The 12,755-nt window shown below is 65.2% G+C and carries 6 protein-coding genes; 4 read left to right on the top strand and 2 right to left on the bottom strand.

From position 1 onward, the window contains the following. Positions 1 to 15: 15 nt before the first annotated feature. On the bottom strand, positions 16 to 2,547 hold the full coding sequence (gene leuS / locus AC1DNG_RS01605) for a leucine--tRNA ligase (protein WP_476886477.1): 2,532 nt from the start codon (positions 2,545 to 2,547) through the stop codon (positions 16 to 18). A gap of 876 nt (positions 2,548 to 3,423) precedes the next feature. Here leuS and AC1DNG_RS01600 point away from each other — a divergent pair. The 4 genes from AC1DNG_RS01600 to AC1DNG_RS01585 are packed head-to-tail and all read left to right on the top strand — an operon-like array spanning position 3,424 to position 11,146. Further along, entirely contained in the window at positions 3,424 to 6,573 is a 3,150-nt protein-coding gene (locus AC1DNG_RS01600) for an efflux RND transporter permease subunit (RefSeq protein ID WP_476886476.1), read from the top strand. Then, the gene (locus AC1DNG_RS01595; protein ID WP_476886475.1) at positions 6,570 to 7,028 is read left to right on the top strand and encodes a hypothetical protein; all 459 of its coding nucleotides are present in this window, start codon (positions 6,570 to 6,572) and stop codon (positions 7,026 to 7,028) included. The genes AC1DNG_RS01600 and AC1DNG_RS01595 overlap by 4 nt, the downstream gene beginning before the upstream one ends. A 1-nt stretch (position 7,029) precedes the next feature. Further along, complete coding sequence (locus AC1DNG_RS01590) at positions 7,030 to 10,176, top strand: efflux RND transporter permease subunit (protein WP_476886474.1); 3,147 nt, start codon at positions 7,030 to 7,032, stop codon at positions 10,174 to 10,176. 31 nt (positions 10,177 to 10,207) lie between these two features. Next, positions 10,208 to 11,146, top strand: a complete 939-nt coding sequence (locus AC1DNG_RS01585; protein ID WP_476870907.1) for a hypothetical protein — start codon at positions 10,208 to 10,210, stop codon at positions 11,144 to 11,146. A 75-nt stretch (positions 11,147 to 11,221) separates the two neighbouring features. On the opposite strand, the gene glpK is transcribed toward AC1DNG_RS01585, so the two are convergent. Next, a complete protein-coding gene (gene glpK, locus AC1DNG_RS01580) occupies positions 11,222 to 12,736 on the bottom strand; it encodes a glycerol kinase GlpK (RefSeq protein ID WP_476857067.1) in 1,515 nt (504 codons plus the stop codon). Positions 12,737 to 12,755 lie beyond the last annotated feature (19 nt).

The raw sequence follows: 12,755 nt of genomic DNA, 5'->3' as shown, positions 1-12,755 counted from the left end.
GGCTGGTACGTCCGGCTAGGCCGGGACGATGTTGACCAGTTTAGGCGCCCGTACGATCACCGTGCGCAGGGCACGGCCATCGAGGGCGCGCTGGACATTTTCCGATGCCAGCGCCAGTTCGCGCAGGTCCTCCTCGGAGATGTCCGGGGAAACCTCCAGCCGGTCCCGCACCTTGCCCTGCACCTGGACGACGGCGGTGACCGTGTCCTCCACGAGGAGTGCGTCGTCGTGCGTGGGCCAGCCGGCGTTGGCGACCGATGCCGGGTGCCCCAGGACGTTCCACAGATCCTCGGCGGTATACGGTGCAAACAGGCTCAGGATTACGGCTACGGCCTCGACGGCCTCGCGGACTGCTGGGTCCGCACCGCCGGCACCGCTGGCTGCATCTATGGTCTTGCGGGTCGCGTTGACCAGTTCCATCAGCTTTGCGACAACCACGTTGAACTTGTTGTTGTCCAGCAGGGCCTGCGCATCGGCGATCGTGCGGTGGGTGACGGTGCGCAGGGCACGGTCACCGGTGGCGGCATCGACGCCGGGTGCGCTTGTGACGTCCTGGCCGAGGCGCCAGGCCCGGGCCAGGAACTTCGCGGAGCCCGACGGCGATACGTCCGCCCAGTCGACGTCGTCCTCCGGCGGGGAGGCGAAGATCATGGTCAGGCGGACAGCGTCCACACCGAACTTGTCCAACTGCTCGCCGAGGTCGACGCCGTTGCCCAGGGACTTGCTCATGGCCTTGCCGCCGTTGAGCACCTGCCCCTGGTTCAGCAGTGCGCTGAACGGCTCGTCCGCCTCGATCATGCCGAGGTCGTGGATGACCTTGGTGAAGAACCGCGCATAGAGCAGGTGGAGGATGGCGTGCTCCACGCCGCCCACGTACTGTCCGACCGGCATCCAGTCGTTGATCTTCTCCGGATCGAACGGACCGCCGGTGTACTGCGGAGAGACGAAGCGCAGGAAGTACCAGGAGGAATCCACGAAGGTGTCCATCGTGTCCGTGTCCCGCTTGGCCGGTCCCTGGCAGTTGGGGCACTCGACATTGACCCAGCTTTCGACCGCGGCGAGCGGTGACGTGCCCTTCGGGGACAGGTCCTCGCCGCGCAGGTCCGCCGGCAGGGTCACGGGCAGCTGATCATCCGGGACCGGGACCTCCCCGCAGGCCGGGCAGTGGATGATGGGGATCGGTGTGCCCCAGAACCGCTGCCGGCTGAGCAGCCAGTCACGCAGCCGGAAGTTCACGAACTTCTCGCCGGTGCCCAACTCGCGCAGGATTTCGATGGCCGCCGGGATGGCCTCGGCCTTGGGCAGCCCGTCGAGGCCGCCGGAGTTGATCAGGGTCCCCTCGCCGGTGGTGGCGATGCCCGTGGCAGCCGGGTCTTCCTCGCCCGTGTCCAGGACTGCCCGGACGGGCAGGTCAAAGGTCTTGGCGAAGTCGAGGTCGCGCTGGTCGTGGGCCGGGACGGCCATGATGGCGCCTGTGCCATAGTCGGCCAGGACATAGTCGGCGGCCCAGACGGGCAGCTTTTCGCCGTTGAGCGGGTTGGTCGCGTAGCGCCCGGTGAAGACGCCGGTCTTTTCGCGCTCGGTGGACTGGCGCTCGATTTCGGAGAGCGCCTTGACCTGTTCCCGGTAGGCGTCCAGGGCGGCGGCGTGCTCGTCGGTGACCAGTTCGACTGCGAGCGGCGCGTCGGCGGCGACGACGAAGAACGTGGCGCCGTAGAGGGTGTCCGGGCGCGTCGTGAAGACGGTGACGTCCTTGGCGGCCTTGCCGCCGTCGGCCTCGATCACGAAGTTGACGTGGGCACCCTCGGAACGGCCGATCCAGTTTTTCTGCATCGCCAGGACGCGTTCGGGCCAGTGCCCGCGCAGTTCGTCCATGTCATCGAGCAGGCGGTCAGCGTAGTCGGTGATCTTGAAGTACCACTGGTTCAGGGACTTCTTGGTCACGGGAGTGCCACACCGCTCGCAGGCGCCGTTGACCACCTGTTCGTTGGCCAGCACGGTCTGATCCTTGGGGCACCAGTTGACCGGCGAATTCTTGCGGTAGGCCAGTCCACGTTCGTAGAACCGCGTGAACAGCCACTGGGTCCAGCGGTAGTACTCCGGGTCCGAGGTGTGCAGCCGGCGGGACCAGTCCGCGGAGATTGCGTAGCGCTTGAACGACGCCGCCTGGGTGTCGATGTTGGCGTACGTCCACTCACTGGGGTGCGCGTTGCGTTTGATCGCCGCGTTTTCCGCGGGCAGGCCGAAGGAGTCCCAGCCGATCGGGTGCAGCACGTCGTAGCCCTGCTGGCGCAGGTAGCGCGCCACAACGTCGCCCATCGCGAACGCCTCGGCGTGGCCCATGTGAAGGTCACCGGACGGATACGGGAACATGTCCAGCACGTAGCGGCGTTCCTTTGAGCCGTCGTCGAGCGGCGTGAAGACCTTCAGGTCTTCCCAGACCTGCGGCCATTTGGCTTCCATTGCCGCGAAGCTGTAGGCACCTTCCTCAGGCCCCTCCGCCACGGCTGCTGGCGATCCGGTCTGTGTTTCCGGCTGAACGCTCACTGCTGGCCTCTTCTGTTCTGTGCGGCCTGTTACCCAGGCCTGTCTACCTTCAGGCCTGCCTGCCGCCAGGCCTGTTCACCATCAAGTCTGCACTGTCACGGCCGGCTGCCCGGTCCTGACTCCATACTGTCCGTACGTGGTACTCCTGCTGTAACTTCGTGCGTTGCGGACCGGAATTTACCCCGGACACACAAAAGCCCCTCGACATGGAGGGGCCGCCGCTCGGCAATCCGGGGACTCTTCGGAAACGAGGTCTCGCCGGGATGCCGGGCGGCTAGCTAAGCAGGAGCACGGCGCGCATAGGACCACTTTAGCCCCTCGGGCTGGTTCGTGCTGAACCGACGGGCCGGTTGCGGCCCGGTAGTCGCAGTCGACTCGCGCTCCGGCGGCCTGTGCGGGCTGCTATGTCCGCAATTGTTACAAACGACATACCTATGGAATAGCGGTACTTACTGCCAATTGCCCGACGTATCGGGCAAGTAACTACGACAGAAATTCGGGTAGCTCGGCGCGGAAAACAAGTAGAAAAACAACGAACACCCGGGTGGCCGGCCACGGGCGCCCGGGCCCTTCCGCGAAGTTTCTTCGGAGAGCGCATTGTGAGCCTCCAAGCTGGGAGAAACCCGTGAAAAACCGTGAAGCAGGCCTAAAATTTTGATCTTGCCAAACGATTCAAATGGGAACACTATTCGATAAAGATCAGCAAGAAATGGGATCTCTTGGGGGGATTCGCAAATGGTCTCGGGTTGAGGAGCCTGTCATGTATCAATTGCGCAATTCTTCCGTGCACTTGCCGAAATCCCCCGCCGGCCGCACCTGCGACGCCGGCTCCCTGGAACAGGGCTAGCCATGTTCGGCTGGATCACCCGTTTCAGTATGCAGTTCCGCATCCTGGTTCTCGCCATGGCGGCCGGACTCATTGCCTTCGGGGTAGTGAACGTCCCCCACGTCGCCATCGACAGCATGCCCGAGTTCGCCCCGGCCCACGTCGAGATCCAGACCGAGGCCCTGGGCCTCTCAGCTGCCGAAGTTGAACAGCTCATCACTGCCCCGATGGAAGCCGACCTCCTTAACGGGGTGGCGTGGCTCGATGAAATCCGGTCCAAATCAGTTCCCGGCCTGTCCTCGATCGAGCTCGTGTTCGAGCCGGGCACCGACCTTCTGCGCGCGCGCCAGCTCGTGGCCGAACGCATGACCCAGGCCCACGCGCTGCCGAACGTCTCGGCGCCGCCGCTGATCATGCAGCCGTTGTCGTCCACCAGCCGCGTCCTTATGGTCCGGATGAGCTCCAAAGAGCTTTCCGGGATCGAAATGTCGGTCCTGGCCCGGTGGAAGATCAAGCCGCGGCTGATCGGCATTCCCGGGGTCGCCAACGTTTCCATTTGGGGACAGCGCGAACAGCAGCTCCAAGTAGAGGTGACCCCCACGCAGCTGCGTGACAAGGGCATCACGCTCGAACAGGTCATCAAGACCACCGGCAACGCAGTCTGGGTGTCGCCGCTGAGCTTCCTTGAGGCGTCCACCCCCGGCACGGGCGGGTTCGTGGAGTCGCCGAGCCAACGCCTGGGCATCCAGCACGTGCTGCCCATCCGAACACCGGAGGACCTGGCCAAGGTCAGTGTCGAAGACGCCGGATCTCCCATGCTCCTGGGTGACATTGCCCAGGTGAAGGAGGACCACCAGCCGCTGATCGGCGATGCCGTCGTCGGCCAGGATGCGGGCCTCCTGCTGGTCGTGGAGAAGTTCCCCGGAGCCAGCACGCTGCAGGTCACCAAGGACCTCGAGGCTGCGCTGAACGATATGCAGCCCGGGCTTTCCGGAATCCAGATGGATACGTCCGTCTTCCGGCCCGCCTCCTTCCTGCAGGATGCCGTGGACGGACTCGGCCTGGCGCTGCTCGTGAGCCTCCTGATCGCCGTGCTGCTCTTCTGGGCCCTGTTCCGCTCCTGGCGGGTGGCCGTGATCGCCCTCGTGGCGATCAGCACCACCGTCATGGCGGCGGGAGTGGTGCTCTACTTGCTCGACTCCACACTGAATATCTCGATCCTCGCCGGCATCTTGCTGGGCGTCTCTGTGATTGTCGGAGACATCGTGGAGGATGTGCAGGCGCAGCGGCGCCGGCCGTTGCGGACCACCGGGACCGAGACAGATGCCACCATCAGGTTCCGCATGGTCCAGCTTGTCCGCAGCGTCCGCACACCGCTGTTCCACGGGTCGCTCATCATGACCCTCGCGCTCGTACCGACGCTGTTCGTCACGGGAGTCGGCGGTGCGTTCTTCCAGCCCCTCTTCTGGTCCCTGGCGTTGGCGCTTGCCGTGTCAATGCTGGTGGGTTTGTCCGTGACACCGGTCCTGGCATATCTCCTGCTTCCCGGTGAGAAAGCCCGGCGGGCGGACTCGCCCGGTGTTGTCCGGGCCAGGTCCACGTACGACAGGGCACTCGAGGGGGCACGTTCCCGCCGTGCCCTCGGCATTGTCGCTGTCGCCGTCGTTGGACTGCTGGGGCTCGCCGCGGCATCGCAGCTGGTCGGGAACCGGGCGGTCGTGCCGACGATTCCGGACCGGACACTCCTGGTGCAGTGGGACTCGATGGCAGGCACGTCCAACGACGAGGTGCGTCGGGTGGCGTCCAAGGCGTCCGACGAACTGCGGACCCTGCCTGGTGTCTCGGGAGTTGGCGGCCACATCGGCCGCGCCATTTCCTCCGACCAGGTTGTCGGGAACAGTTCGGCGGAACTCTGGGTGTCCATCACACCGGATGCCGACTTCAGCGAAACGGAGCAGGCGGTCCGTGACGTCGTCCAGGGCTACCCCGGCATCGCCCACAACGTGGTGAACTACTCCCAGCAGCAGATCGGCCAGGAGCGCAGCAGCATGGATCCCGGATTCGCTGTCCGCGTCTACGGAACAGACTTGCCCGTCCTGCGCGAGAAGGCAGAAGAGGTCCGCAAGGCCATCGAAAAGGTCGACGGCGTGAAGAACCCGACGATCAACGCCAGCGCCATGACGCCCATCGTCGAAGTCGAGGTCAACCTCGAGGCGGCGCAGAAGGTCGGCATCAAACCCGGCGACGCACGCCGCGCCGCCGCCGCCCTGATGCAAGGCATCGTCGTCGGCAACCTCTTCGAACAGCAGAAGGTCTTTGAAGTGGTGGTGCGCGGCGCGGTGGACGTCCGGGATGACCTGACCAGCATCCGTGAGCTCCTGCTGGACACGCCAAGCGGCGGCCAGGTCCAGCTGGGCCAAATCGCCGACATCCGGCTCGTTCCCAATGAAGTCGTGATTCTGCACGATGACACCTCACGCCGGATCGATGTGGTGGCCGAGGTCAGCGGACGTCCGCTCGCGGATATCCAGCGCGACATCGACGCGGCGATCGAGCAGATCCAGTTCCCGCTGGAATACCACGCCGAAATCCCCACGAAGTACAGTGAACAGCTCGCCGGGGACGCCATGGTTCTGTGGATCGGCGCGGCTGCCCTTCTGGGAATCCTGCTCCTTCTCCAGACAGCGGTGCGGAGCTGGAAGCTGGCGCTTGCCATCTTCCTGTCCCTGCCGGCCGCGCTGGCCGGGGCCGCCGTGGCAGCGTGGATCGCGGGAGGCGCCATCACTGTGCTGGCGCTCACGGCCTTTGCCGCGGTGCTGGCCGTTGCCGCCCGCAACGCGGCGCTGCTCTCCGCCCGGACGGATGAGCTGTGGCGGGCCGCCCCACACGAGTCCCCTGACAAGGTCATCATGATGGCGGCCCGGGACCGGGTCTCGCCCATTCTGAAGGCAGCCCTGATCACGGTGGCGATCCTGATCCCGCCGGGACTCTTCGGCGGCGCCGTCGGCGGGTCCTTCCTGGGCCCGATGGCCCTGATCATCGTCTGCGGACTCATCACGACAACTCTCATCGGGATCTTCGTACTCCCCCTGCTCGCACTCTGGTTCGGGCCCGGTTCCGCCCCGGAAGAGTGGGCCGAAGTGTACGAGGCCGAAGTTCCCGTCCAGCCCGTTACGCAGGAAAAGGTGGAAGCAAAATGACCAGCCAACAGCCCTCGCGGCGCCTGCCCCTGGCGGCCGCTGTATGCGCAGCACTTTTGTTCGCGTTGCCCGCATGTGCCCAGACGACGGCGGCGGCTCCCGCCGCCGTCTCGGCCAACGAACCCGCCAAGGTGGAGAAGAATGCCGCAACAGGCATCGCGAAACTGACGTTGACGGAGAAGGGAATCGAACGCCTCGACCTGAAGACCGACACCGTCAAGGCCGGAAAGGGTAAGGACATCCTCGTGCCCTACTCAGCCCTGCTCTACGACGCCAGCGGAAAAACCTGGGTGTACACCAACCCGGCCCCGCGGGTCTACCAGCGGCAGCCGGTCACGGTAGCCAAGGTGGAGGACGGAGTGGTCACGGCCTCGGCCGGCCCCGCGGTCGGCACCGCAATCGTAACCGTCGGCGCGGCTGAACTCTTCGGCGCTGAATTCGATACGGCGCACTGACATGCGCCGGATTGTCGCTGCAAGCCTGAGGTTCCGGTCGATCATCATTGCGATGGCGGCCGCCCTCATGATCGTGGGCGGCGCGCAACTCAGCAGCGCTTCGGTGGATGTTTTCCCGGAGTTCGCACCGCCCCGCGTCGAGGTTCAGACGGCATGTCTGGGTCTCACTGCCTCCGAAGTCGAGGAACTCGTAACGGTTCCGATGGAGCAGGCCTTCAACGGCATAGACGGCCTGGACCAGATGCGGTCGAAGTCTGTGTCGCAGCTGTCCGCCATCGTGATGGAGTTCAAACCCGGGACCGATCTGCTCACCGCCCGGCAGCTGGTGTCGGAGCGGATGGCAACGGTCATACCGACCCTGCCGACCTGGGCGGCGCCGCCAATAATGCTCCAGCCGCTGTCCTCCACCAGCCGTGTCATGAAGATCGGGCTCTCCTCCGAGACCCGCTCCCTGATCGAAATGTCCATGGTTTCCTACTGGAACATCCGGGCACACCTGCTGCGGGTGCCTGGCGTGGCGAACGTTGCGATCTGGGGCGAACGGCTTCAGATGCTCCAGGTCCAGGTTGATCCGACCAAGCTGGCAGCCAACAACGTGACGCTGGAAAACGTCATGAACTCCACGTCCGACGCCTTGGACGCCGGCCTGCTCAAGTACTCCCCCGGTGCCTTGATCGGCACCGGAGGGGCGCTGGAAACACCCAGCCAGAGCATGTCCATCAGGCACGTACAACCCATCACGTCTCCGGCGGACGTTGCCCAGGTGCCACTGGAGGAACGCGAGGGACTGCCTCCCCTGAAGCTCGCCGACGTGGCAACCGTCGTGGAGGACCACCAGCAACTGATCGGTGACGCGGTCATCAATGGCGGCCCCGGACTGATGCTGATCGTCGAAAAGCTGCCGTGGGGCAACACCCTCGAAGTCACCCGCGGGGTCGAGGAAGCGCTCAAGGAACTGCAGCCCGGCCTGACCGGAATCGCAGTCGACACCACCCTGTTCCGGCCCGCCTCGTTCATCGAGGAGTCGCTCGGCAACCTGAGCCTCGCGCTGCTGCTGGGCTGCTTCCTGGTCGTCCTGGTGCTGAGCGTCTTCCTGTTCCAATGGCGGACAGCCCTGGTGAGCGTGACGGCGATCCCGTTGTCGCTGATGGCAGCGGCTCTGGTGCTGTATTGGACCGGAGGCACGATTAATACGATGGTGCTTGCGGGGCTGGTGATTGCCGTCGGGGTCGTGGTGGACGATGCCATCATCGACGTCGAGAACATCGTCAGGCGGCTCCGGCACCACCGCGCCAGCGGCGGGACCGAAAGCACCGCCCGCGTGGTCGTCAACGCCTCCCTGGAAGTCCGCGGCCCCATCGTCTACGCCACCCTGATTATCGTTGCCGCCACGGTACCGATCTTCTTCCTGGACGGCCTGACGGGCGCCTTCTTCCGGCCCCTGGCGACCGCCTACACCCTGGCGGTTTTGGCGTCCATGCTGGTGGCCCTCACGGTCACGCCGGCCATGGCGTACATCTTCCTGCGCAATGCCAAGCTGGAAGACCGCGATCCGCCGGTGGTCCGGGTCCTCAAGCGCTGGTACGGCGCCGCCCTGCGTCCCATTGTGAAACGCCCGCTCCCGGGCTACCTCGCGGTGGGGGCACTCGGCGTCGTCGGAATCATAGCGGCCCCGCTCCTGGGCCAGTCACTGTTGCCCTCGTTCAAGGAACGTGACTTCCTCATGCACTGGGTCACGCAACCCGGCACCTCCAACGCCGAGGAAGTGCGCGTCAGCCAACTGGCCTGCCAGGAGCTGATGACCATTGCCGGCGTCAACAACTGCGGGTCCCACATCGGCCAGGCCTTCGCCGCCGATGAGGTGGTGGGGGTCAACTTTGGCGAGAACTGGATCAGCGTTGACCCCTCGGTCGACTACGACAAGACCCTGGCCTCCATCCAGCAGGTCGTGGACGGGTATCCCGGCATCCACCGGGACGTCCAGACCTACCTCAAGGAACGTGTCCGCGAGGTGCTCACCGGTACGGGCTACTCGATCGTGGTCCGCGTGTACGGCGATGACCTGGACACGCTGAAGAAGCAGGCGGACAAGGTCAAGACTGCCCTGGCCGGCATCGAGGGTGCCATCGGAGCCAAAGTCGCACTCCAGGTCAACGTTCCGCAGGTGGACGTCGAGGTGAACCTGGACGCCGCCAACCGCTACGGCCTGAAGCCCGGTGACGTCCGCCGTGCCGCAGCCACCCTGGTATCCGGCGAAGAGGTCGGCGACGTCTACCGGGACGGCAAGGCCTATGACGTCCAGGTCTGGAGTCCTCCGGCGATCCGGACCAGCGTCACAAGTATCGAGAACCTCCCGCTGGACACTCCCAGCGGGCAGAAGATCCGGGTGGCCGATGTCGCCAAGATCACGGTAAAGCCCACTCCCAACGTCATTGAGCGTTCGGAAGGGTCCCGCCGCCTCGATGTCAGCGCCAACGTCAAGGAAGGCGATCTGGCCAAAGTCGTCGAGAAGCTCGAATCCGATCTCAAGTCCGTGGAGTTCCCCACCGGATACAGCGCCGAGATCCTGGGCGAATACGCGGAGCGGCAGGCCGCCTCGCAGCGGCTTCTCCTCTTCGCGATGGGCGCCCTGGTTGTGGTGTTCCTCCTGCTCCAGGCGGCATTCCGGAGCTGGCGGCTTGCCGTTCTGGGCATCCTGACGCTGCCGGTGGCACTGGTGGGCGGGGTGATCGCCGCGCACATGAGCGGCGGAATCCTGTCCCTCGGGTCGCTGGTCGGGTTCCTGACAGTGATGGGCATCGCCGCCCGCAACGGCATCCTGCTCATCAACCACTGCCAGCACCTGGAACAGTTCGAAGGCGTGCCGTTCGGCCGGGACCTGGTCCTGCGGGGCGCAGCCGAACGCCTGTCACCAATCCTGATGACCACGCTCGCCACCGCACTCGCCCTGGTCCCGCTGGTGGTGATGGGCAACCGCCCCGGCCATGAGATCGAGCACCCCATGGCCGTGGTGATCCTGGGCGGGCTGGTGACATCGACACTGGTCAACCTGTTCATCGTTCCATCGCTCTACCTGCGGTTCGCCAAGAAGGGTCCGGCACGTCATGACCGTCAGCCCCGCGAGCCGGAACCTGTATCAGCCGTATAGCAACAACTACCAACAATGAGAGGCCAGTCAGATGACTCCACTATCTAAGAGATTTACCGCTTACGGCTCCGCGGTCTTGCTGGTGGTGGCGTCGCTGACGGCGGCGACGGCGGCCGCGGCGACGGCAGCCACCGCGCCGGCGGCCGCCCGTTCGCAGGAACTGTGCGGCCCCGGCTCGGCAATCAAATTCAACCGCAGCGCCTTCCCGTCCAGGCCGGAGATTGACAACAAGTGGTTCCCCCTCGAACCCGGCATGCAGTACACCACCACCGGCAAAGTAGTCTCCCCGGACGGGACAACCACCCGCAAGGTTGTCAGCACGGTCACGGGGCTGACCAAGGTGATCGACGGGGTGAAGACCATCGCGATATGGGACCGGGACTACTCCGACGGTGAGCTCGCGGAATCGGAACTTGCCTTCTTCGCCGAGACACGGAAGGGCGACGTGTGGCTCTTCGGCGAATATCCGGAGGAGTACGAGAACGGGAAGCTTGTGGGTGCGCCAAGTACGTTCATCAGCGGCATCGACAAGGCCCAGGCGGGCATCGCCATGCAGAGCCACCCGCGCCTGAAGACCCCCGCCTACCCCCAGGCCTACGCACCCAGCGTGGACTTCCTGGACTGCGGTGATGTGTTCGCGAAGGACCAACGCGTCTGCGTCGCCACTGGTTGCTACAGCGATGTGCTGGTCATCGATGAGTTCAACCCGCTGGACCCGCCAAGCGCCGGCCACCAGCGAAAGTTCTATTCCAAGCACACGGGTCTGATCAAGGTCACGGCCGTGGGCGGAGAGGACCAGGAGTTCCTGAATCTCGTCAAGATCAAGAAGCTCAGCCGCTCCGAGCTGAAGAGCGTCAACGAGCAGGCACTGCAGATCGACCGCCGGGGCTACACGGTCAGCAAGGACGTCTACGCGAAGACGCCGCGCGCTGAGGTGGCACGTGGCTACGATGGCCACCACTACCACTAACGGCCCTGCCGCTCCCGGGCAATAGACAAAGGAGCCCCGGCCGGGATCTTCCCGGCCGGGGCTCCTTGTGCGCGCCTACTTCACGTCGTCGTCAACCCAGTCCATCGACTTGGTGACGGCCTTCTTCCAGAGACGCATCTGGCGTTCCCGCTCGGCCTGGTCCATTTGCGGCTCCCACCGCTTGTCCTCGGCCCAGTTGGCCGAGCACTCGCCCAGGTCCTTCCAGAATCCGACCGCCAGGCCGGCCGCGTAGGCTGCGCCCAACGCCGTCGTCTCGACCACCTTCGGACGGATGACCGGCACGCCGAGGATGTCCGCCTGGAACTGCATCAGGGCGTCGTTGGCGACCATGCCGCCGTCGACCTTCAGCTCCGTCAGCGGTACGCCGGAGTCGGCGTTGACGGCGTCCAGCACCTCACGGGTCTGGAAGGCGGTGGCCTCCAGCGCCGCGCGGGCGATATGGGCCTTGGTAACATAGCGGGTCAGGCCCACAATGGCGCCGCGGGCGTCCGAGCGCCAGTACGGTGCGAAGAGGCCGGAGAATGCCGGCACAATGTACACACCGCCGTTGTCCTCCACCGAGGCCGCGAGGGTCTCGACCTCCGGGGCGCTGCTGATCATGCCGAGGTTGTCCCGCAGCCACTGGATCAAGGAACCGGTGACGGCAATGGAGCCCTCCAGCGCGTAGTGCGGCGCCGCGTCGCCGAGCTTGTAGCCGACGGTGGTCAGCAGCCCGTTCTTGGAATGGATAATTTCCTCGGCCGTGTTGAAGATCAGGAAGCAGCCCGTGCCGTAGGTGTTCTTGGCTTCCCCGGCATCGAACGCCGCCTGCCCGAACGTGGCCGCCTGCTGGTCGCCCAGGATCCCGGCCACAGGAACCTCGCGAAGCAGCTGGGAGGTGTGCACCGTGCCATAGACCTCGGAGGAGGACTTGATGGCCGGCATCATGGAGGCCGGGACGCCGAACGCGTCCAGAATCTCCTGGTCCCACGACAGCGTCTCAAGATCCATGAACATGGTCCGTGAGGCGTTGGTCACGTCGGTGACGTGCACTCCGCCGTCGGTCCCGCCGGTCAGGTTCCAGAGCACCCAGCAGTCGGTGTTGCCGAAGACGAGGTCGCCGGCCTCCGCCTTGGCCCGGGCGCCCTCGACGTTGTCCAGGATCCACTTGATCTTGGTGCCCGAGAAGTAGGTCGCCAGCGGCAGGCCCACCTTCTGCTTGAAGCGTTCTACGCCGCCGTCCTTCGCGAGTTCGTCCACGATCGGCTGGGTGCGGGTGTCCTGCCACACGATGGCGTTGTAGATCGCCTCGCCGGTGGTCTTGTCCCACACCACCGCTGTTTCGCGCTGGTTGGTGATGCCGACGGCGGCGATGTCGTGCCGGGTCAGGTTCGCCTTGGACAGGGCCGAGCCGATCACCTCGCGGGTGTTGTTCCAGATTTCAGCGGGGTTGTGCTCCACCCAGCCGGGCTGGGGGAAGATCTGCTCGTGCTCCATCTGGCCGGAGGAGACGATGCTGCCGCTGTGGTCGAACACGATGGCTCGGGTGCTCGTGGTCCCCTGGTCGATTGCAACTACGTACTGGTTCATAGTGACGTCCTTGTCTGTT

This window comes from Arthrobacter sp. 01T425, from assembly GCF_056398725.1.
This window is presented reverse-complemented; position numbering and strand designations above follow the sequence as displayed.